We start from the raw sequence: 21710 nt of genomic DNA, 5'->3' as shown, positions 1-21710 counted from the left end.
CGGTCACGCGTTCTCACCCTCGCGCCCCCCGCGCCCCCCGTGCTCCTCGGACCCCTCGGCCCCCTCGCGCATGGGTACCCGTACGCCCCGCTCCGCCGCGACCGAGTCCGCGAGGTCGTAGCCGGCGTCCACGTGGCGGATGACGCCCATCCCTGGGTCGTTGGTCAGGACCCGCCGGATCTTCTCGCCGGCGAGCCCGGTGCCGTCGGCGACCGTCACCTGGCCCGCGTGCAGGGAGCGGCCCATGCCGACGCCGCCGCCGTGGTGGACGGACACCCAGGAGGCCCCGGACGCCACGTTCACCATGGCGTTGAGCAGCGGCCAGTCGGCGATCGCGTCGGACCCGTCGAGCATGCCCTCGGTCTCGCGGTACGGGGAGGCCACGGAGCCGCAGTCGAGGTGGTCGCGGCCGATGACGACGGGGGCCGACAGTTCCCCGGAGGCGACCATGTCGTTGAACCGTTCGCCGGCCCTGTCCCGCTCGCCGTATCCGAGCCAGCAGATGCGCGCGGGCAGGCCCTGGAAGCGGACCCGTTCCCCGGCCAGGCGCATCCAGCGGGCGAGGGACGCGTTCTGCGGGGACTCGGCCTCGGGGAAGAGCTCGAGGACGGCCCGGTCGGTCTTCGCGATGTCGGCGGGGTCGCCGGACAGGGCGGCCCAGCGGAAGGGTCCCCTGCCCTCGCAGAACAACGGGCGGATGTACGCGGGCACGAAGCCGGGGAAGGCGAAGGCCCGGTCGTATCCGGCGAGTTGTGCTTCGCCGCGGAGGGAGTTTCCGTAGTCGAAGACCTCGGCCCCGGCGTCCATGAAGCCGACCATCGCCTCCACGTGCCGGGCCATGGACTCCCGGGCGCGGGCGGTGAAACCGGCCGGGTCCTTGGCGGCGGCGTCGGCCATGTCCTCGAAGCCGATTCCGGCGGGCAGGTAGGCCAGCGGGTCGTGGGCGGAGGTCTGGTCCGTGACGATGTCGACGGGGGCGTCCATGGCCAGCAGTCGCGGGACCACGTCGGCGGCGTTGCCGAGGACGCCGATGGACAGCGGGCGGCGGGCGTCACGGGCCTCGGTGGCCAGGCGGAGGGCGTGGTCGAGGGAGTCGGCCCTCACGTCCAGGTAGCGGTGCTCGATGCGGCGGTCGATGGCGCGCGGGTCGCAGTCGACGCAGATCGCGACGCCGTCGTTCATGGTGACGGCGAGCGGCTGGGCGCCGCCCATGCCGCCGAGTCCCGCGGTCAGGGTGACGGTCCCGGCGAGGGTGCCGCCGAACTTCTTCGCGGCGACGGCGGCGAACGTCTCGTAGGTGCCCTGGAGGATGCCCTGGGTGCCGATGTAGATCCAGGAGCCGGCGGTCATCTGCCCGTACATGGTCAGGCCGAGGGCCTCCAGGCGGCGGAACTCCTCCCAGTTGGCCCAGTCGCCGACGAGGTTGGAGTTGGCGATGAGGACACGCGGGGCCCATTCGTGGGTCTGCATGACGCCGACGGGGCGGCCGGACTGGACGAGCATCGTCTCGTCCTGCTTGAGGGTCCTCAGGGTGCGGACCATGGCGTCGAAGGAGCGCCAGTCGCGGGCCGCCTTGCCGGTGCCTCCGTAGACGACGAGCTGGTCGGGGTGCTCGGCGACCTCCGGGTCGAGGTTGTTCTGCAGCATGCGCAGGGCCGCTTCCTGGGGCCAGCCCAGGGTGCTCAGATCCGTGCCGCGCGGGGCGCGGACGGGGCCGCGGGGCGGCGCGGCGGGCCCGGTGCGGGCCCGGTGGGAGGAGACGGGCGGGCGGGGTCCTGACATGGTCTGCCTCCTGGTGGCGAGCTCCCGCGCTTACTACAGATATTCACACCTTCGCAGTCTGAATAGGGTCAGTCAATGCACGCGGCCGTGTCGGCGCGGAGCGCCGGACGGTGCTTGGCTGGAGGCATGGGCGCCGACGTGGGTACAGGCATGGGCATGGGCATGGGCACTGGAACGGGAGTCGACGGCGGGGCGCGGGAGACGGGCCACGGCGAGGACGACGGACAGGCAGCGGGAACGAGGCGGGCGGCTCGGCGGGACGCGGCGGTGCGGGCCGCCGTGGCACAGGGGCTGCTCGGTCCCGGTCATCCCCTGGTGGCGCTGCTCGACGTCACGGGCATCCGGGAGTCGGCGGCCGAGCTGCGGGAGGCCTTCGCGGCGGTGACACCGTCCGGCACCCCCGTGCTGCACGCCTTCGCGGTGAAGGCGACCCCGCTGGTACCGGTGCTGCGGCTGCTGCACACGGAGGGCATCGGGGCCGAGGTCGCCAGCCCCGGCGAGCTGGCGCTGGCACGGGCGGCGGGGGTGCCGCCGAAGCACACCGTGCTGGACTCACCCGCCAAGACACCGGCCGAGCTGCGGGAGGCGCTGGCGCTGGGCATCGCCGTCAACGCGGACAATCCGCAGGAGCTGGCGCGTATCGACGCCCTGATGTCCGACTCCCTGGCGCGGTCGGCCGGTATCAGCTCCCCCCTCGGCATCCGGGTGAACCCGCAGGTCGGCGGGGGCACCATCGAGGCGCTGTCCACCGCCACGGCGACCTCGAAGTTCGGTGTGGCGCTGCGCGACGAGGGGGCGCGGGAATGGGTCGTGCGGGCGTACCTCGACCGGCCGTGGCTGACCCGGCTGCACACGCACACCGGCTCCCAGGGCATCGCCCTGCCCCTGATGGCGAAGGGCGTGGCTCAGACGTACGCGCTGGCCGAGGAGATCAACCGGCGCGCGGGGCGGCAGCAGGTCGACACCGTCGACATCGGCGGCGGGCTGCCGGTCGACTTCACCTCCGACACGGCCGGCCCGACGTACACGCGGTACGCGCGGCTGCTGAAGGAGACGGTGCCCGGACTGTTCGACGGGCGGTACGGGCTGGTCACCGAGTTCGGGCGGTCGCTGCTGGCGAAGCACGGCACGGTGGTCGCCCGGGTGGAGTACGCCAAGAGCGTCGGCGGACGGGCGGTCGCGGTAACGCACGCGGGCGTGCAGGTGGCGACGCGCACGGTGTACACGCCGGCCGCGTGGCCGCTCAGGATCGCCGCGTACGACGCCGCGGGGCGGCCCAAGGAAGGGCCGGCGGTGGCGCAGGACGTGGCGGGACCGGCCTGTTTCGCGGGCGACCTGCTCGCCCGCGAGATCCCGCTGCCGCTGCTGGAGCAGGACGACCACGTGGCGGCGCTGGACACCGGCGCGTACGCCTTCGCCCACCACTACGGGTACAACTCGCTCCCCCGCCCGGCCGTCCACGGCTTCACCGCGCACCGCGCGAACGGCACGGGTGACGGGATCGCCTTCGCACTGGTGCGCCCGGCTCAGACCGCCGAGGAGATCGTGGCCGAATCGGGCGGCGCCCACGCCGACGCCCTGATCCCGTGACCGACCGGCCCTGACCGGCCCGGCCCGGCCTGACACGGGTCGGGCCGGGCCGGACCTGCATCAGGCCCGGTCGCATCAGGCCCGGCCAGGCCCCGCCAGATCGGGTCAGGCCGGGTCAGGTCAGGGCCGAGGCCCGGCGGCGGGCGCCGCCCGGCATCGCGTCGCCTGCCGCGATGCCGGTGGTCCGGTAGCCCTTGACCGCCTTGCCGGCCGGGCTGCTCGCACCGCCGCTCATCCAGTCGACGCGGACCCACAGCAGGGCCTCACCGGCCTCCTCCAGGCGGCCGATCCAGGACGCCTTCAGCCACAGGCCCACACCGCACCCGGCGAGCAGCAGACCGCCCGCCGCGGGGACCGCGAACGCGCTGCCCAGGGCGGCGAGGAAGCCGAGCAGCAGCCACCAGCGGTGCCGGCGGCGCCAGTTGCGCATGCTGACCGCCCGGTCCTGGAGCACGTCGTGCTTACCCGCCCGCACCGCCGGCCGGGCCAGTTCGCGGTATCGCCCGCGCCGTACGTACGCCACCACGGCGAGGGCCACGAGGAACAGCGCGGCACCGGCCGACACACCGATACGGCGGCCGGTCAGTCCCGGCACCAGTGCGCCGATGCCCGCCGCGAACACCCCCAGCCACCACAGCGGGGCGGCCCCGGCCCGTACGACCACGGCCACCCGAGCCAGCCCCTGTCCTCCGCGTCCTGCGCGCATCATGTCCTGCCTCCCGTCCCACTTCAGTGGAGCGTCCGTAGGGTCCGGAGCGCAGATTAGTGACTCGAGGTGAGAGAAATCTGAGATACCGGCAAGGAGCGGCACCTCGCCCCGCCGCTCCGGGTCCCGGCGTCATTCCACGAACAGGCCGCGCGTCACCGCCTTGGTGTCGAACTCCTCCAGACGGGCCTGGGCGCCGGGCAGGCCGTCGCACATCGCCTCCAGCAGCACCCGGCCCAGCAGCATCGGCGCGCACGCCGTGTCGAAGGCGAGCCCGGTGCCGACGGCGGCGGGCAGCAGCAGGTCGGAGACCTTGGCGACCGGTGCGAAGGCGGAGTCGGCGACGGTGACCACGGTCAGCCCCGTCTCCTTGGCATGGGTGAGGGCGTCGACGACCTCCCGGGGGTGCCGGGGCAGCGCGAAGCAGAGCAGGGCTGTGGCGCCGGCCGCGGCGGCGGCGTCGACGCGGTCGTGGAGCATGGTGCCGCCCTCGTTGAGCAGCCGTACGTCGGGGTGGACCTTGGCGGCGAAGTAGGCGAAGCCGTGGGCCTGTGCCGCCGCCGCGCGCAGCCCGAGCACGGGCAGCGGCCGGCTGCCCGCGAGGATCCGCCCCGCCCGCCGCACGGGCTCCGGATCGGCGAGCACCTCGGCCAGGTGCCGCAGATTCTCGATCTCGGCCTCGACGGCCTGCTGGTACTCGTTGTACGACCCGGCGTCCGGCGCCGGCGGTCCGGAGGGCACGACCTCGCGCAGATGCCGTCGCAGGGCCGGATAGCCGTCGAAGCCGAGGGCGACCGCGAACCGGGTCACGGAGGGCTGGCTGACCCCGGCCAGTTCGGCCAGTTCCACACTGGAGAGGAACGGTACGTCGGCCGCGCGGCGCACCATGCTGTGCGCGATGCGCCGCTGCGTCGGCGTCAGCCGGTGCCCCTCGAACAGCGCCTGCAGGCGTGCGGCAGGCCCCTCGGTGACACTCATGACGCGGCTCCCCCTCGACCTGATCACACGGCACTGATCACACGGCACTGATCACATGGCGCCGGCCGCACGGCTGTCCACCCGGCCCATTCACCGACCGCGCTTCCTGCATGCCGTTATACAGGCGAACGCCGGGCGCGCACGACCGGGACCGGGCAGGCCCCCGGCCGACAAGGGGGGCTATCCCCAGTGCAATGGGCGGCCGGGCTGCCTACCGTGGTCCGTATGACCGGAATGGATGCGCGGGACGCCGATCTGAAGAAGGAACTCAACGCCACCCTGCAGACCCGCAGGGAACTGGGCGACGAGTACGAGTCCGCGCTGGTCGACTCGTTCCTGGAGAAGGTCGACCAGCGCATCGACGACGCGGTGGAGCGCCGGGTGCGCCGGCAGCTCGCCGAGCAGCAGATGACGGTGGCCCGGGACTCCCGGTCGCCGAAGGCCACGGACACCTGGGGCGAGCGCTTCGGCTTCGGGATCGTCTCCCTGGTCCTGGCGGTGCCGCTGTCCGCCATCGGCGGCGGTGTGGCCCATCTGCCCGGCCTGCTGGTCGCCTGGCTGGGCATCGTCGGTGTGAACGCCGTCCAGGCGGCCCGCATCAACCCGGGCCTGTTCGGCCGCCGCAGGCAGCAGCGGCAGGACGACGCCTGGGAGGACTGAGCACGGGGGCTGAGTACGGAGGGCTGAACGCGGGGTCAGGGCGCGGGAGGCCGGACGGGATCAACGCGGGGACCACCGCACCCCCGTTGCCGGGGGGCGGGACGACGGTGGTCCCCGCGTAGCGACGCGGGCCGGTCGGGCCGGACTGCGCGCCTGGCGTCCATGGAGGTCCGGGAGCCGCTCCGGAGGTCCTGTGACGCCGTTCCCTGTCGGCCGGGAAGAGGAGAGCCTCCCCCAGCGCTGAACGCCTGGGAGGTACCCTCACCTGCCCCGCCGACAACGACCAATCTGCCGGACCGGTGTTAAGCGAGTGCTGCGCGCACGTGACACCCGCGTACCACTTCCGCGAAGTTCATGAAGATCACGTCACGGCCGGCTCGGCTCCCGGCACTCACGGCCGGGCCACCCGCCGTCGGCGGACGTCAACCGCCGGTCACTTCCCGTCCTTGGCGAGGAAGGAGAGCAGGTCCTGGCTGCTGACGACACCGGTCGGCTTGCCCTCGACCAGGACGATCGCCGCGTCGGCCTTGCCCAGCACGGCCATCAGGTCCGCGACCGGCTCACCGGAACCGACCTGCGGCAGCGGGGCGGACATGTGCTTCTCCAGCGGGTCGCCGAGCGAGGCCCTCTTGCTGAACAGCGCGTCCAGCAGCTCCCGTTCCACCACCGAGCCGACGACCTCGGCGGCCATCACGTCCGGGTGGCCGGCGCCCGGCTTGACGACCGGCATCTGCGACACGCCGTACTCACGCAGCACCTCGATGGCCTCCCCGACCGTCTCGTCGGGGTGCATGTGCACGAGGGACGGGATGTGACCGCCCTCCTTGTGGTCGAGGACGGCGCTGACGCGCGCGCTGGGGCCGGCGTCCTCGAGGAAGCCGTAGTCGGCCATCCACTCGTCGTTGAAGATCTTGCTGAGGTAGCCGCGTCCGCTGTCCGGGAGCAGCACCACCACGACGTCGTCCTCGCTGAGCCGCTCGGCCACCCGCAGCGCCGCGACCACGGCCATGCCGCACGATCCTCCGACGAGCAGGCCCTCCTCCTTGGCGAGGCGCCGGGTCATCTGGAAGGAGTCCTTGTCGGACACGGGGACGATCTCGTCCGCGACGGTCCGGTCGTAGGCGGTCGGCCAGAAGTCCTCGCCGACGCCCTCCACCAGGTAGGGCCGTCCGGAGCCGCCGGAGTAGACGGAGCCCTCGGGGTCGGCGCCGATGACCTGGACGCGGCCGTCGCTGGCGTCCTTGAGGTAGCGCCCGGTCCCGGAGATGGTGCCGCCGGTCCCGACCCCGGTCACGAAGTGGGTGATCTTCCCCTCGGTCTGCTCCCACAGCTCCGGGCCGGTGGACTCGTAGTGGCTGAGCGGGTTGTTGGGGTTGGAGTACTGGTCCGGCTTCCAGGCCCCCGGTGTCTCACGGACCAGCCGATCGGAGACGTTGTAGTACGAGTCGGGGTGCTCGGGGTCCACCGCGGTCGGGCAGACGACCACTTCGGCCCCGTACGCCCGCAATACGCTGATCTTGTCCATGGAGACCTTGTCGGGGCACACGAAGATGCACTTGTACCCCTTCTGCTGGGCCACGATGGCCAGGCCGACGCCGGTGTTGCCGCTGGTCGGCTCGACGATGGTGCCGCCCGGCTGCAGCTCTCCGCTCTTCTCCGCCGCTTCGATCATGCGCAGGGCGATGCGGTCCTTCACCGAGCCGCCGGGGTTGAAGTACTCCACCTTGGCCAGGACGGTCGCCCCGATGCCGTGGGTGACGTTGTTGAGCCTCACGAGCGGGGTGTTGCCGACGAGGCTGATCATCGAGTCGTGGAATTGCACCGTTGTCTCCGGATGCTGCAAAAGATGTGGTTGACGTAGTGATGCCAGCGTAGAGCCTGCTCCGGGCACTGACCCTGAGCCCGGCCCCCGGCGCCGTTTCCCCCGGACCGTTCACTCACCGCGAAGATTGGATCACGGTCCGTACGGGGCAAGCACTTGGTGTACGGCTGTGAGGCCGTACGGACGGCTGTGAGGCCGTACTGCTGTGCGGCTGTGAGGCGGTACCGCTGTACGGCTCGGAGGAGGTGGCGGCGAGGCATGACGAGGATGTCGAGGGCGAGGGTGGCCCGGCGGATCGCGGCCGGCGCCGCGTACGGCGGGGGCGGCATCGGCCTGGCCGGCGCGGCCGGCGTCGGGCTGCTGCTGGCCGAGGTCCGGCTGGCGCGACGCCGCGTGGGCAACGGCAGGAGCCCGCACGTACCGACCGCGGACGGCCTGTACGGCGCCGCCTACACGGTGCCCGGGCAGCCGGCGCTGCGGCTGACGATGCTGGGCGACTCCACGGCCGCCGGCCAAGGCGTGCACCGGGCCGGCCAGACCCCGGGCGCGCTGCTGGCCTCGGGGGTCTCGGCGGTCGCGGAGCGGCCGGTGGGGCTGAGCACGGTGGCGGTACCCGGGGCCTGCTCCGACGATCTGGACCGGCAGGTGACGCGGACCCTCGCGGATCCGTCCCGGGTGCCCGACATCTGCGTGATCATGGTCGGCGCGAACGACGTGACGCACCGCATGTCGCCCGCGCTCTCCGTCCGCCACCTGTCCGCGGCGGTGCGCCGGCTGCGTACGGCGGGGGCGGAGGTCGTCGTGGGCACCTGCCCCGACCTGGGCACGATCGAACCGGTCCAGCAGCCCCTGCGCTGGCTGGCCCGGCGGGCCTCCCGGCAACTGGCGGCGGCCCAGACGATCGGCGCGGTCGAGCAGGGCGGGCGCACGGTGTCGCTGGGTGACCTGCTCGGCCCCGAGTTCGCCGCGCATCCCCGTGAGCTCTTCGGCCCCGACAGCTACCACCCCTCCGCCGAGGGGTACGCCACGGCGGCCATGGCCGTCCTGCCGACGGTCTGCGCCGTCCTCGGTCTGTGGCCGGCCCAGGACGAGCGTCCCGACGCGGCGCGCCGCGAGGGCTTCCTCCCCGTCGCCCGAGCCGCGGCCGAGGCCGCCTCGGAGGCGGGCACCGAGGTCACCGCGGCCATGCCCGCGGGCCCGAGGGGCCCCTGGGCCCTGCTCAAGCGCCGGAAGCGCCGCCGGGTGCGGGAGCCGGAGCCGCAGGTCGCGGAGTCCGGGGAGCCCCAGACCCAAGCAAGCGCTTAGTAAGATGCGGCCAGTGTCACACCGCGCGCCCCGTGACCCCGCCACTACGTCCGGGTAACTTCCCAAGCAGCCCTGCCCGACCGCGCGGTATGCCCTCCCGCCGCCCGACCACCACCCCTCGACGAGGCGCTGCGCGCCGCCCCTTCCCTCAGGAGCCGTAATGCCCGAAGCCGTGATCGTCTCTGCCGCCCGTTCCCCCATCGGCCGCGCCTTCAAGGGCTCCCTGAAGGATGTGCGCCCGGACGACCTGACCGCCTCGATCATCCAGGCCGCCCTCGCCAAGGTCCCCGAGCTGGGCCCCGAGGACATCGACGACCTGATGCTCGGCTGCGGCCTCCCCGGCGGCGAGCAGGGCAACAACCTCGGCCGCGTCGTCGCCGTACAGATGGGGATGGACCACCTCCCCGGCTGCACCGTCACGCGCTACTGCTCCTCCTCCCTGCAGACCTCCCGCATGGCGCTGCACGCCATCAAGGCCGGCGAGGGCGACGTCTTCATCTCGGCCGGCGTCGAGACGGTCTCCCGGTTCACGAAGGGCAACTCCGACAGCCTGCCCGACACCCGCAACCCGTTCTTCGCCGAGGCCGAGGCCCGTACCGCCGCCGTCGCGGAGCAGGAGGGCACCACCTGGCACGACCCGCGCGAGGACGGCCTCGCCCCGGACGCCTACATCGCGATGGGCCAGACCGCCGAGAACCTGGCACGGCTGAAGGGCGTCACCCGCCAGGACATGGACGAGTTCGGCGTCCGCTCGCAGAACCTGGCCGAGGAAGCCCTCAAGAACGGTTTCTGGGAGCGCGAGATCACCCCGGTGACGCTGCCCGACGGCACGGTCGTCGCCAAGGACGACGGCCCGCGCGCGGGCGTCACCCTGGAGGGCGTCTCCGGCCTCAAGCCCGTCTTCCGCCCCGACGGCCTGGTCACCGCCGCCAACTGCTGCCCGCTCAACGACGGCGCCGCCGCACTCGTCGTCATGAGCGACACCAAGGCCCGCGAGCTGGGCCTGACCCCGCTCGCCCGGATCGTCTCCACCGGCGTCTCCGGCCTCTCCCCGGAGATCATGGGCCTCGGTCCGGTCGAGGCGTCCCGGCAGGCGCTGCGCCGCGCCGGCCTCACCATCGACGACATCGACCTGGCCGAGATCAACGAGGCGTTCGCCGCGCAGGTCATCCCCTCCTACCGCGAGCTCGGCATCCCGCTGGAGAAGCTGAACGTCAACGGCGGCGCCATCGCCGTCGGCCACCCGTTCGGCATGACCGGCGCCCGCATCACCGCCACGCTCATCAACTCCCTCCAGTTCCACGACAAGCAGTTCGGCCTGGAGACCATGTGCGTCGGCGGCGGCCAGGGCATGGCCATGGTCATCGAGCGCCTCAGCTGACCACCTCGGTCGGCCACCGTCGCGATGCCGGGAAGTAGCCGGGGCGGCACGTTCGGTGAAGCTGCGGCCCGGAACCCTTGCACCACCGGGGTTCCGGGCCGTTCCGTGATCCAATCTCCCCCAGGATGTGACCTATCTCCCTCGCAGCGGATATTCACGCAGGTCAGGGCCCCACCTCCCGCCAGCCTGGAAACCACACTCTGTCCGTTTCGTGACGTTACGCACTGACAGATGGTTAGTCCACCCTTCAAGCTGATGTAGGAAGTCGGGGGTCGACTTTGAACCGGGAGTACGTCAGTGAGCGCCATGCCGATCGCCCTGTTGGTCACCACGGCCGCAACCGGCGCCGTGGGCGTCGCCGTTCTGCGCAGCATTCTGGTGCTGCGCCGACAGGTCGCGGCCCTGCACGCCGAGCTGGTCAAGGACCGTGCCGCCGCCACGCGTGCGCTCCTGCCCGCCGCCCGCTCCGCCCACACGGACGAGATACGCACGGCCGTGGCCGAGGCTCTCGCGGAGGAACGGGAACGGGAACTCGCCGAGGCGCGGGCGTTCTGGGCCGCCCAGGAGGTGCGTGACATCTCCGACGCGCCGTCCCTGCTGGGTCTGGCCGACAGTGAGCTGTTCATGCCGCGGCAGACCGATTTCGTGGGTCTGGAACCGATGGCCGACCCGGGGGCCGACACCGACGAGTACGCCTCGAAGGACTTCGTCCAGGGCGGTACCCCCACGGAGTCCCCGGAACTGGCCGCGGCCCGCCGCCGGCACCCCTCGCACCCGGACTTCGTCCCGAACCCGTCACCGGTCGCGAACGACCACGAGCGCACCGTCTCCACGCTGGAGGAGCTGGCCTCCGCCGAGGTGGAACTGACCGACGTCCGCCCCGGCCCGCTGGGCACCCTGGACGTCTACGTCTTCGCCGACGGCACGACGCTGTGCATGACGCCGGGGCACCGGGAGACCGCGGAGCGGCTGGCCGCGGCCCTGCGGGAGGGCCGGGCCCCGTTCCTGCTGGGTGGTTCCGGCGTCTCGGGCGCGTACACGCTGACCTTCGCCTGCGGCGAGGAGAACGTCTACATCCTGGCGGACCGCGTCATCGCGTCCCTCTGAGCCTTCCGCGCGAGTCCTTCCGCGCGCTCCTTCCCCGCGGCCCTTCCGCGCGGCCCTTCCCCGCGGCCCTTCCGCGCGCCGGGCGTGTCCCTACACCCCGGCGCGCTTCTGCGCCTCCTCCACGAGCCTTAGCGCCTCTGCGACCTCTTTCTCGTTCTCCAGTGCGAGCGCCAGGTCGTGGCCGGCGACGGTGATCTGGTCGGCGGCGGCGAACATGCCCGCATCGGGCATCTCGCGGGGCTCGGTGCCCGGCTCCTCCAGACGCTGGGTCCACACCGCCAGTTCCCTGGCCAGGGCGAGCGCCTCGGCGGCGGCCCCCCGTTGCAGCCTGCTTTGCGGCGCGGCCCGCAGGCGGTCGGCGAAATGATCCACGGCACGGGTGAGGGGCGTCGTATCAACCACGCGGTGAGCGTACGCGGCACGACGGGCCTGTTGCCAACGGACGAACGGTCGGGCACGGTGACCTGAAGGACCGGCTCACACCCCTGCGCTGGAGGCGCCGATGTCCCAAGTCCTCTCCGAGGAGACCCATCGCAACATGCTCGCCCGCATCCCGCACTGCACCGGTCGTGAGATCTCCGACTGGCTGCGCACCGTCGAAGAAGAAGGCCCCTCCCTCTTCCGCTTCGAGGAGAAGGTCAGCTGGCTCCGCCATGAGTACGACCTGGCGTACGGCCATGCCAAGGCGATCGTCCACGAGTACGACCTGAGAAGGGCCGCGCGCAACCTGCGCTGAGCCCGCGCCCCGCCCACGACGACCCACCACTCACCCCTACCCACCACCACCCACCCTGTCCGCACCATGGCGAAGGGCCCCGGGTGAACCCGGGGCCCTTGCGTGTGTCCGCGTGGATCGGACGCGTCGGTCACCGACGCGCCGGCCGGTCGCTAATCGCTGCTGCTGAAGATCGCGATGAGCCTCAGGAACTCCAGGTAGAGCCAGACCAGCGTCAGCGTGAGACCGAAGGCGGCGAGCCAGGCCTCCTCGCGCGGGGCACCGTAGGCGAGGCCGTCCTCGACCTGCTTGAAGTCCAGGGCGAGGAAGCAGGCACCGAGGATGATGCCGATGACGCCGAACAGGATGCCGAGCGGGCCGCTGCGGAAGCCGAGGCCGTCACCGCCGCCGAACACCGCGAACAGCATGTTCACGGCCATCAGCAGGATGAAGCCGAGCGCGGCCGCCATCACGAAGCCGTAGAAACGGCGGTTGACGCGGATCCAGCCCGCCTTGTACGCCACCAGCACACCGGCGAAGACCGCCATGGTGCCGAGCACGGCCTGCATGGCCGCACCATCGGCGATGCGGTTGTCGACGACGCTGGAGATGACGCCGAGGAACACACCCTCGAACGCGGCGTACGTCAGGATCAGCGCGGGCGCGGCCTTGCGCTTGAAGGACTGCACGAGCCCCAGGACCATGGCGACCAGCGCGGCGCCGATGCCGATGCCGATGGACTGGGGGAGGTTGGCGTCGTCCACGGGCAGCAGGGCCCACGCGAGCGCGGCGAAGACGATGAGCACGCCGAGCGTGGTGCCCGTGCGCATGACGACGTCGTCGATGGTCATCCGGCCGGCGGTGGCGGGCGCCTGCGGCGGCGCGCCGTGCTGCACGTCCTGCTGGCCGTACGGCTTCTGCGCGTAGGGGTTCTGCGCGTACGGGTTGCCGGTGGGCTGCGCGTACGGGTTGCCCTGCGTGGCGACAGCGGGACCCCCGGCCTGCGGCGCGGTGTTGAAGCCCGCGTAGCCGTTGTCGCGGCTGAACCCCCGTCGCGAGAAGACCGGGTTTCTGCTCCTCATTTCACTCCTTCATAGCCACACAGCGCGGCTTTGGGCTCAAGAGTAATAGGTAGGCAAAGGAATGACCCTACTGCTTGGGAAGGATCTTTCCCTCGTCGTGCTGCACAACACGCTATGCGGCCACGCGATTCCCCTCACCGCGGGGGACCGAACCATGACCTGCCCGGGGACCTGCCCGGAACCGGCCGGAGATCACCCCCAGCCGCCCTCACTCCCGACGGCGTCCTCGTCAGCGCCTCCCCCGGCATCTTCCTCGCCGCCCTCCTCGCCGCCCTCCTCGATGCGGCCCTCGACGCAGCCCTCGACGATCACATGCCGGCCGGAGACGTCGAGGACGGGTCCCGGTACCGGGACCCGCACGGGCGCCGCGCCGCTCCGGCCCTTTCCGTGGCCGCCCTGCACCAGCGCGGAGCCCCTTGCCGCACCCGACCACCCCGAGCACGACGGCCCCCGCGACCGGCATCCGCAGCCAGGCCGAACCAGTCATGTCTCCCACCCCCGCGGAACCGACTCTTCACTCAACGCCTACGTACGCACACTTTCCGTGCGGCACCTTCGCCTCGGCAACGCCGATACACATCGGCCCCCGCAACGGATTCGTCCGTCCGCGAGAGCCTCACCAGCGGGAGCACGGCAGCCCCCGGGATCGACCGGCACCATACCGGCCATTCGGTGGCCCGCCCCGAGGAAGGCGGAGACCTCGCCCGGAATCTCGAGCATGCGGCGCATCTCTCCGAGGCCGTGCTCGCCGGCCGGCACGGGGTGTGGGGAGCGTCCGCCGGGCAGGGAGAAGGGAGGAACGGGAGAAGTCGGGCACCGGTCGGACGGAAGCGGTGGTGTCACGGGGAACGGGGCGGGAGGCGGACAGGAAGCCAGCGGTGGAGCCTGGCGGCGTTCGAGCGGATCGGCGGGAGAGAGGCCGTGGCGAGCGTTGCGGAACGGATGCTGTTGGTGATGCCCGGGGAAGGGCTCGTGCGGTCGGCCGTGGCCGCCGGGTTCGACCTGTGGGCGGTGGTGGGGCCGCTGGAGGCGCTGCCGGGCACGGTCCCCCTGGAGCGGCTGCTCGTCACCGGTCCGGTCGGGGTCGCCGACGGGACCCTGCACGGCCTGCTGACCTGGCTCCTACGGCGGTACGGCATCGGACAGCTGATGTGCGGGCCGGGAGCCGGGGACGACGTCCGGGCCGTCGTACGGCGGGTGCGGCGGGAGCGGGAGGGGTTGCTGTGGCAGGACCCGGCCGCCGCGCGGCTGAAGGACCCCGTGGCGTTGCGGAGGCTGCTGCGCGAGGCGTCCTGGCCCCCGGTGCGCGCGGAGGAGGCCGACGGAGTCGCCCGGGCCCGGGCCGCCGCGGAGCGGATCGGGCTGCCACTCACCATCAAGTCCCGCGACGCCGGGGGCCGGTGGGGCAGCCCCGCCTTCGTGCGGGACGGGACGGCGCTCGCCCTGTGGGCCGAGACCGCGGCTGACGGCGCGCAGCTCGTCGAGGAGTTGCTCCTCGGGCCCCGCTACCGGGTGGAGACGCTTTCGCTGGGCGGAATGCATCACGTGGTGAGCGTGGCGCGGGAGGGCACGGGCCCGCCCGGCGCGTCGGACGAGGTGTCCTGGGTGCGGTCCTGTGTGCGGGAACTCCTCGACCTCGCCGGGTTCTCCGAGGGTGCGCTGCGCACCGACACCGTGCTGACCACGGACGGGCCACGGGTCGCGTACTGCGCCGACGGGGGGCTGTGAGCAGCCTTGTCGGTCCCGCGCGGGCGGGAACGACAAGGGACCGGATCGGGAACCGCCGCCGGAAACATCGCCGACGTCGAGAGCGGGCAGCACTGCCGGCCACCGCCAACTACCCCTGGGGGACGGGAAATATGCGTACGAAGGCAGCGGCACTGATCGGAATGCACGCGGCGTTGGTCCTGGCACTCGGACTGGGCACCGCGGTGGCCGCCACGGACCTTCCGGCCGGGGCCGCCGAGCACCAGGTGGTGGCCAGCGACGTCGGCCCGCACTAGGCCCGCACCAGGGCTCTCGACCCGCGGCGTTGTGCACGCGGCTGATCGGAGGGTGGCCGCCGAGGTGGCGAGGTGCGGTGCCGGGCGTCGCCCGCCCGGCGGGGACGGTCGGCCACCGGCTGGTGTGCCGCCGTGGCGCAGCTCTCCGAGGACACCTTCACGCGGGCGCCCCGTGATGACCTTGAGTTCCAGTGGTCGTCGGGCGGGGCGCCCTCGTGTCGGAGGCGCGGAGCCGTCCACGGGCGGGTGTTCAGCGTTCCGCGGGAGGACGGGCCAGGCCCAGGCGGGTCAACAGGGCGTTGGCGGCTGCTTGGTGGGTGCTCGCCTCCGGGGCGCCCAGTTCGCGTGCCGCGCTCGCCATACCCGACAGCGCGTGCCACTCCTCGGCACACAGCCGGGCCCGAGTGGCACTGCGGTGGGCCTGTTCGTGCAGCGCGCGGGCCGTCCCGTGGGCGCCGGCGTGGAAGTGGAAGCGAGCGACGACGTTCTGGGTCTTGGCGCGGCGCAGCGGGGCGTCGGTCTCGGTGGCCAGGGCCAGGGCACGGGCGGCGAACCCGTGACCGGCCCCGGTGTCACCGAGGAGCTGGGCGACCCGGGCGGACAGGGCGAGCATCAGGGCCGTGTCGCCGACCGGGACCCGCTCGTCGCACAGCGCGCGGGCCCGGGCGAGGCTCTCCCCGGCGGCGCTCGCGTCCCCCAGGCCGACCTCGGCGAAGGCGAGGTCGGTCAGGGAGGTCACCTGGTTGTTGAGATAGCCGAGGCGCAGGGAGATCCCGGCGGCCTCCCGGGCTGCCTCCGCGGCCTCGGCATGGCGGCCGAGCTCCTCGTAGACCGTGCTGAGCGTGCACAGGACGTCCGCCTGGTTGCGTTCGGCGCCCAGTTCCAGCGCCAGCGCCAGCGAGCGGCGCAGGTGGAAGAGGGCGGGTTCGTAGCCGGCGCCGGTGGCGTGCAGGATTCCGAGGACGCTGTCGGCGTGCGCCTCGGTGAGGCGGTTGCCGGCCTGTACGGCCGCCTCGCGGGCCTCCGTGACCGTCTCGATGCCTTCCTTCAGCAGGCCGAGCTTCCAGCAGGCCACGCCCAGGTTCGACAGGCTGCAGCTGAGCAGCCACAGGTCGCCGGTGCGGCGCGCGGCGGCCGCGGCGGTGCGGGCGACCTCCGCGTACTCGGTGAAGTGGCCGCGGGCGTTGAGGTGGAAGACCAGGTTGCGGGCGAGGACGGCGATGTGCCGGTCGAGGCCCCGGCCGGAGGCCAGCGCGGTCGCCGCGATCAGGCCCTTGTGCTCCAGGGCGAACCAGCGCCGGGCGGCGTCGGCGTCGCCCAGCGGGGGCAGTTCGCCCTCGTACGGGGGGAGTTTCGTCGGGTGCCGCATGCGGCCCGGGAAGAGGACCTGGCAAGCGGCCTCGGTCGCCGAGACGTAGTAGCCGAAGAGGCGTTCCGTGGCGGCCGCCTCCTCCTCCTCGGAGGTGGGCAGTTCGCGGGCGAAGCTGCGCACCAGGTCGTGGAAGGTGTACTGGCCGATGTCGGGCTGCTGGAGCAGGTGGACGTCCAGCAGGTGCTCCAGCAGGTCCTCCGCGTCGAACAGGTCCAGGCCGAGCAGGGCGGCTGCCGCGTGGGCGTCGATGCGCGCGCCGGGGTGCATCGCCAGCACCCGGAGCGCGGTGCGGTGCCGCTCGGTCATCGCCAGGTAGGACAGACGCAGGGTGGCCGCGACCCCCCGTTCTCCGGAGGTGAGCTCGACCATCCTGCGGGTCTCGTCGCGCAGTCGGTCGACCAGATAGGCCAGTGTCCAGCGGGGCCGGTTGCGCAGCCGGGCCGTGGCGATCCGCAGCGCCAGCGGGAGGTGGCCGCAGCGTTCGATGAGTTCGGCGGCCGCGTCCGGCTCGGCGGCGACCCGGTCGGCGCCCAGCGTCTCGGCGACCAGCGCGGCGCTGTCCTCGGGCGGCAGCAGGCCGAGGGAGAGCCAGGAGGCGCCGTCCAGGTGGACCAGCCGGGCCCGGCTGGTGATCAGGACCAGGCAACCGGGGGCGGCGGTCAGCAGCGGGTGCAGCTGGGCGGCGTCGACGGCGTTGTCCAGCAGGAGCAGCACACGCCGGCCGACGAGGGAGGACCGCCACAGTGCTGCGCGGCTCTGGAGGTCCGTCGGGATGCGCTCGCCCGGGGTGCCGAGCATGCGCAGCAGGACGTCCAGCGCGGTCTCGGGCCGCATCCCCTCCTCACCCGGCGTGAAGCCGCGCAGGTCGAGGTGGAGCTGGCCGTCCGGGTAGTCGCCGGCGAGCTGGTGCGCGGCGTGGACGGCGAGGGAGGTCTTGCCGCTACCGCCCATGCCGTCGAGGGCGACGATCCGGGTGCGGTACTCCCGGGCGGGGTCGGTGGCGAGCTCGATGATGCGGGCGAGTTCGGTACGCCGTCCGGTGAAGTCGGAGAGGTCGTAGGGAAGGGTGCAGGGGGCCTTTGGCGGCTGGGGGGAGGGAGGCCCGGGGGTGCCGACGGGCACGGGGGCAGTGGTGCCGGCCGCCCCGGCCGTGCCGGTGCCCCCGTGGTCCCCGGCACGCGCGGCAGGCCCGGTGCTTCGGCCGCTCCCGGCGCTCCCCGTGCCTCCTGCGCTCCCGGCGCTCCCGGCGCCTTCCGTACCGACGGCCTCGCCATGCCCGTCCACGCTTCCCCCGGCCCCGGTCCCGGCCCCGGTCCCGGCCGCCCCGGCAGCCCTCGCGAGTCCGGCCCTCCCGCCCTGGCCCCGGCGCCCGACGGAAGCACACTCACGGCCGGCCCTCCGCAGGGACGGTTCGGCAGACGGTAACGGTCCCCGGGCCGGAAGGAGGTCCACGCTGTCGCGCAGCATGTCCTCGTACAGTCCGGCCAGGTGGGGGCCGGGGTCGACACCGAGTTCCTCCGCCAGAAGGGCGCGGACCCGGCCGTACTCCTCCAGGGCCTCCGCCTGCCGCCCCGAGCGGTACAGGGCGAGCATCAGCTGGCCGCGCAGGGTCTCGCGCAGCGGGTGGGCTGCGACGAGATCCCGCAGATCGGCGACGAGCACCTTGCCGTCTCCGCGCGTCAACCGCAGCGCGAACAGCTGCTCGGCCGCGGTGACCCGGCGTTCCTCCAGGATCGCGGCGGCCGCGTCGATCACCGCCGCGCCGGTCCCGGCCAGGACGGGCCCGCGCCACAGGGCGAGCGCCGCGGTCAGTTCCCGCACGGCGTCCGGGATCCGGCCGGCGGACTCGGCGGACGCGGCGGAACGCAGATGGGCGCCGAACTCCAGCAGGTCGAGCCGGACGCCGGCGAGCGCGGCACGGTAGCCGGGGCCGTCGGTGACGATCACCTCGCTGCCGCGTGGAATGCGCCGGCGCAGATCCGCGACCGCTTTGCGGACCTGGTGGCCGGCGGTGGCCGGCGGGTTCTCCTCCCAGGCCGCCTGGACCAGCCGGGACACCGGGACCAGCCGGCCGGGTTCGAGCAGCAGCGTCGCCAGGACGCGTTCCTGGATGGTGCCGCTCAGCCTGAGCCTGGTCCCCTGCGACCAGCCCTCCAGTGGGCCGAGCAGCAGGAAGCACAGTCCCCGCGCCGGGGCCGCCCCGTCCGCCGGGCGTTCGCGGGCCGACCGCGTGTCCGCGTCGCCGGACGACGGGCGGAACGGGCCGTCGTCCACGGCTCTGTGCCCGCCATTCCTCGCATGCATGAGTGTCATTCGGCTCCCCCGCCCCCGTGCCCCGTCCCCCGACCGGGGATTCGGGCAAGCCGGATCATAAACGCTCGTTCGGGTGTGCGGTACGGGGGCGACGAAAACGGCGGCGGTACCGCACCGGGAGGGGAACGGGAACGGCCCGCCGGAGTCTGCGGGAACAGGCAGCAGACGGCGGAGACCTGCGGCGACCCCGCGGCGCACCGCCCCGATCCCCGAGGAGAGTGAGCGTGGGCAGGCCGGAGAAGCCGTTGACGCAGGACGCCGGACCGACCACCGTCTTCGCCCGGGAGCTGCGCCGGCTCCGGTCCGGGGCGGGCTCCCCCAGTTACCGGGAGCTGGCGAAGCGGGCACTGTTCTCCGCTTCGGTGCTCTCGGACGCGGCGGCCGGCTACCGGCTCCCCAGTCTTCAGGTGGCGCTCGCCTTCGCCGAGGCGTGCGGCGGGGACCGTGCGGTGTGGGAGCGGCGCTGGCGGGAGGCCGCGCGGGAGACGGGCCACGAGGGCCGGCCGGCCGCCGGGGTCGTGCACCGGGTGCCGGAGACGCGGCTGCGGGCCGCCGCGGTACGGGCGCAGCCGCCGACGCCCGCCCAGCTCCCCACGGAGCCGCGGCCGCCGGTCGGCCGGACCCGGCTGCTGGGCCGGGCGCGGATGCTGACCGGCCCGGCCGACGGGCCCGTCCCGCCCCTGCTGGTCCACGGCCAGACCGGCGTCGGCAAGTCGGCGTTCGCGCTGCGTCTGGCTCTCGAACTGGCGGCCGGCCTGCCGGACGGCCGGCTGTACGTGAACCTCGGCCCGGCCGCGGACGACCGCGAGGGCGCGGCCAACATCGCGGGCAGCCTGTTGCGGACGCTCGGTTTCGCACCGGAGCAGGTCCCCGAAGACCCAGGGCAGCGGGTGGGCCTGTACCGGTCGGTACTGCGGGAGCGGCGGCTGCTCGTGGTGTTCGACGGGGTGCGCCGGGAACGTCAGGTGCGCGAGCTGCTGGTGGCCGCCCCGCACTGCCGGATCGTCCTGACCGCCCGGTCCCGGCTGCTCGGCCTGGACGGGATACGGCGCCTCGCGCTGCCCGTGCTGGACCGGGACGAGTCGATGGAGCTGCTCGCCTCGGTACTCGGCCGGGAGCGGCTCGCCGCCGTCCCGCGGGCGGGCCTGGTGCTCGCCGAGGCCTGCGGCGACCTGCCGCTCGCCCTCACCCTCGCCGCGCGTCGGCTGGCGGCCCGCCCGGCGGCCCTGCTCACCGAAGCGATCACCGAACTGGTCGCCGACCCGCAGCTGTTCGCCCGGCTGCGGGTCGGCGACGAGGACCTCGCCGAACGTTACGAAGACGCCTACCGCCGGCTCACCCCGGACGCCCGTCTCGTGCTGCGGCGGTTCGCGACGACCCGGACCGCGCCGTCCGTGGACACGGTGGCCCACGAGTCCGTGACCGCGCTCGCCCGCTCTCTGGAACGGGACGCGGGCACCGTCGAGGACCTCCTCGAGGACCTCGTCGACGCCGGGCTGCTGGAGCGGACCGACGTGACCGGGCAGTACGGACTCCCGCCGCTGGTGAGGCAGTTCGCACGTGCACAGGCGGATCCGACGGCACACGAACCCGTACCCGGTACCGCGCGGTGCCGTTCCCACGTCCTGACAGGAGACGCCCGAGGATGACCGACACGACCACCGACATCACCGCCCCCACGAGCCCCACCACCCCCGTGGCCGCCCTCGCCGAGGAGACCATCGGGCTCATCGCCGCCGAGGACCCGCTGGACGACGCCCTGGAAGGGTGCCCTGAAACCGTCGGACGGCTCGCCGACCCCTGCGAGGAGGCACAGTCCGCGTTGCGGGAGCGGGCGTCGGGGCTGGCCCGGCGGGCGCGGCAGGCGCCGGTCGCTGACGCCGGGGAGGAGGTGACCCGGGCCGTGATCGTCCAGCAGGCGTCGGCCGTCGCCGGCCGGCTCGGGGCCCGGTTGATCGAGCACACCGTCGCCGACTACCAGACCTCGCCGATCGGCCGGCTCCTCGGTTCCCTGCCCGAGGTGCGTCCGGCGGGCGAGGAACAGGAGCGCGGGCACCTGGAGCGGCTCGCGGGCGTCCCGGAGTACCTGGCGCAGGCGGCCGAGCGGCACCGCGCGGGGACGGCCGCCGGGCGGCTGCCGGTCGCCGAGCGGGTCCGTACGGCCGTCGCCCGGCTCGACTCCTACCTCGCCGACCCGGCCGGGGATCCACTGCGCGCCGTACCGCTCGCGAAGCGGCATCACGCCGAGCGGGACCGGCTGATCGACGAGCGGGTGCGGCCGGCGTTCGCCGCCTACCGGGAGGTGCTCGACACCGAACTCGCTCCGCGCGGGCGGTCGCAGGAGCGGCCCGGGCTGTGCCATCTGCCGGACGGCGAGGAGCACTACGCCACGCTCGCCCGCGTCCACACCACCACCGGCCGCTCTCCCGGGGAACTGCACGACGCGGGCGTCGGGTTGCTGGCCGGTGTCGAGGAGGAGTACGCGCGGGTGGGGGCGCAGGCGTTCGGGGGCTCGCCGACCGCCGCCGAGGTGCGCGAACGGCTGCGGTCCGACGCCCGGTTGCGGTGGAGCGGTGCCGACGAGATGCTCTCGGCCGCCCGTACGGCCGTGGGGGGGGGCGGCGGGGGCGCGCCCCCCCCGGGGGGGGGGGGGCCGGGGGGCGCCCGGGGGGGGGGCGGGCCGGGGGGGGCGGGGGGGCCCCCCGCCCGGGGCAAGCCCGCCCCCCCGGCCCGGGGGCGGCCCGGCCCCCCCCGTCACGGGCCGCACACGGGCACCGGCCCCCGCCCGGGGGGGGGGGGGGCCGGCCCCGGAGGGTCCTGCCGTCGGGGAGCGCGCCGGTTCACGGGCGTGCTCCCCTCGGCGGGAGCCTCGGCCCGGTGGGCGTCGGCTCCTC

The 21710-nt window shown here is 73.6% G+C and carries 18 protein-coding genes; 10 read left to right on the top strand and 8 right to left on the bottom strand.

Annotated elements, in window-relative coordinates; translation table 11 throughout:
- Positions 1 to 3: 3 nt before the first annotated feature.
- Entirely contained in the window at positions 4 to 1782 is a 1779-nt protein-coding gene (hutU, locus tag ACFYQA_RS26040) for a urocanate hydratase (protein ID WP_388922403.1), read from the bottom strand.
- A 162-nt stretch (positions 1783 to 1944) separates the two neighbouring features.
- Here hutU and ACFYQA_RS26035 point away from each other — a divergent pair, with 162 nt between their 5' ends.
- Positions 1945 to 3372, top strand: a complete 1428-nt coding sequence (locus ACFYQA_RS26035; protein WP_388922516.1) for a diaminopimelate decarboxylase — start codon at positions 1945 to 1947, stop codon at positions 3370 to 3372.
- Between the two features lie 115 nt (positions 3373 to 3487).
- Here ACFYQA_RS26035 and ACFYQA_RS26030 read toward each other — a convergent pair whose 3' ends face one another.
- Together ACFYQA_RS26030 and ACFYQA_RS26025 are read right to left on the bottom strand one after the other, a co-directional pair.
- Positions 3488 to 4081, bottom strand: coding sequence for a hypothetical protein (locus ACFYQA_RS26030; RefSeq protein ID WP_388922400.1), 594 nt, complete (start codon positions 4079 to 4081; stop codon positions 3488 to 3490).
- A 129-nt stretch (positions 4082 to 4210) separates the two neighbouring features.
- On the bottom strand, positions 4211 to 5056 hold the full coding sequence (locus ACFYQA_RS26025) for a MurR/RpiR family transcriptional regulator (RefSeq protein ID WP_388922397.1): 846 nt from the start codon (positions 5054 to 5056) through the stop codon (positions 4211 to 4213).
- 234 nt (positions 5057 to 5290) lie between these two features.
- On the opposite strand from ACFYQA_RS26025, the gene ACFYQA_RS26020 reads away from it, so the two are divergent.
- Complete coding sequence (locus tag ACFYQA_RS26020) at positions 5291 to 5716, top strand: hypothetical protein (RefSeq protein ID WP_386400539.1); 426 nt, start codon at positions 5291 to 5293, stop codon at positions 5714 to 5716.
- Positions 5717 to 6149: 433 nt separating this feature from the next.
- Here ACFYQA_RS26020 and ACFYQA_RS26015 read toward each other — a convergent pair whose 3' ends face one another.
- Complete coding sequence (locus ACFYQA_RS26015; RefSeq protein ID WP_388922394.1) at positions 6150 to 7538, bottom strand: cystathionine beta-synthase; 1389 nt, start codon at positions 7536 to 7538, stop codon at positions 6150 to 6152.
- Positions 7539 to 7796: 258 nt separating this feature from the next.
- Here ACFYQA_RS26015 and ACFYQA_RS26010 point away from each other — a divergent pair, with 258 nt between their 5' ends.
- The 3 genes from ACFYQA_RS26010 (at position 7797) to ACFYQA_RS26000 (ending at position 11331) form a co-directional block, all read left to right on the top strand.
- Positions 7797 to 8843, top strand: a complete 1047-nt coding sequence (locus ACFYQA_RS26010) for an SGNH/GDSL hydrolase family protein (RefSeq protein WP_388922390.1) — start codon at positions 7797 to 7799, stop codon at positions 8841 to 8843.
- 160 nt (positions 8844 to 9003) lie between these two features.
- Complete coding sequence (locus ACFYQA_RS26005) at positions 9004 to 10224, top strand: acetyl-CoA C-acetyltransferase (protein ID WP_388922387.1); 1221 nt, start codon at positions 9004 to 9006, stop codon at positions 10222 to 10224.
- A 297-nt stretch (positions 10225 to 10521) separates the two neighbouring features.
- On the top strand, positions 10522 to 11331 hold the full coding sequence (locus ACFYQA_RS26000) for a hypothetical protein (protein ID WP_388922384.1): 810 nt from the start codon (positions 10522 to 10524) through the stop codon (positions 11329 to 11331).
- A gap of 90 nt (positions 11332 to 11421) precedes the next feature.
- Here the strand turns inward: ACFYQA_RS26000 and ACFYQA_RS25995 are convergent, their stop codons facing one another.
- A complete protein-coding gene (locus ACFYQA_RS25995) occupies positions 11422 to 11733 on the bottom strand; it encodes a hypothetical protein (RefSeq protein WP_388922381.1) in 312 nt (103 codons plus the stop codon).
- Between the two features lie 100 nt (positions 11734 to 11833).
- On the opposite strand from ACFYQA_RS25995, the gene ACFYQA_RS25990 reads away from it, so the two are divergent.
- A complete protein-coding gene (locus ACFYQA_RS25990; protein WP_388922379.1) occupies positions 11834 to 12067 on the top strand; it encodes a DUF4287 domain-containing protein in 234 nt (77 codons plus the stop codon).
- A 152-nt stretch (positions 12068 to 12219) separates the two neighbouring features.
- Here the strand turns inward: ACFYQA_RS25990 and ACFYQA_RS25985 are convergent, their stop codons facing one another.
- Together ACFYQA_RS25985 and ACFYQA_RS25980 are read right to left on the bottom strand one after the other, a co-directional pair.
- The gene (locus ACFYQA_RS25985) at positions 12220 to 13128 is read right to left on the bottom strand and encodes a Bax inhibitor-1/YccA family protein (protein ID WP_388922375.1); all 909 of its coding nucleotides are present in this window, start codon (positions 13126 to 13128) and stop codon (positions 12220 to 12222) included.
- A gap of 192 nt (positions 13129 to 13320) precedes the next feature.
- Positions 13321 to 13530: a hypothetical protein gene (locus ACFYQA_RS25980; RefSeq protein WP_388922372.1), complete on the bottom strand. Its 210-nt coding sequence runs from the start codon at positions 13528 to 13530 to the stop codon at positions 13321 to 13323.
- Positions 13531 to 14049: 519 nt separating this feature from the next.
- Between ACFYQA_RS25980 and ACFYQA_RS25975 the strand changes: the two genes are divergently transcribed.
- Together ACFYQA_RS25975 and ACFYQA_RS25970 are read left to right on the top strand one after the other, a co-directional pair.
- Positions 14050 to 14856, top strand: a complete 807-nt coding sequence (locus tag ACFYQA_RS25975; protein WP_388922369.1) for a hypothetical protein — start codon at positions 14050 to 14052, stop codon at positions 14854 to 14856.
- A 131-nt stretch (positions 14857 to 14987) separates the two neighbouring features.
- A complete protein-coding gene (locus tag ACFYQA_RS25970; protein ID WP_388922366.1) occupies positions 14988 to 15131 on the top strand; it encodes a hypothetical protein in 144 nt (47 codons plus the stop codon).
- A 250-nt stretch (positions 15132 to 15381) separates the two neighbouring features.
- On the opposite strand, the gene ACFYQA_RS25965 is transcribed toward ACFYQA_RS25970, so the two are convergent.
- On the bottom strand, positions 15382 to 18807 hold the full coding sequence (locus ACFYQA_RS25965; RefSeq protein ID WP_388922363.1) for a BTAD domain-containing putative transcriptional regulator: 3426 nt from the start codon (positions 18805 to 18807) through the stop codon (positions 15382 to 15384).
- A gap of 233 nt (positions 18808 to 19040) precedes the next feature.
- Between ACFYQA_RS25965 and ACFYQA_RS25960 the strand changes: the two genes are divergently transcribed.
- A complete protein-coding gene (locus ACFYQA_RS25960; protein WP_388922360.1) occupies positions 19041 to 20465 on the top strand; it encodes an NB-ARC domain-containing protein in 1425 nt (474 codons plus the stop codon).
- Positions 20462 to 21710: DUF885 family protein (locus tag ACFYQA_RS25955; protein ID WP_388922356.1), on the top strand; the 1249-nt coding region annotated here is incomplete at its 3' end. The genes ACFYQA_RS25960 and ACFYQA_RS25955, both read left to right, overlap by 4 nt.

Origin of the sequence: Streptomyces sp. NPDC005774, assembly GCF_042871645.1 — a bacterium.
GTDB classification, from domain to species: domain Bacteria; phylum Actinomycetota; class Actinomycetes; order Streptomycetales; family Streptomycetaceae; genus Streptomyces; species Streptomyces pratens.
Note: the sequence above shows the minus strand (reverse complement) of the source record. Positions and strands in the feature narration are given on the sequence as shown.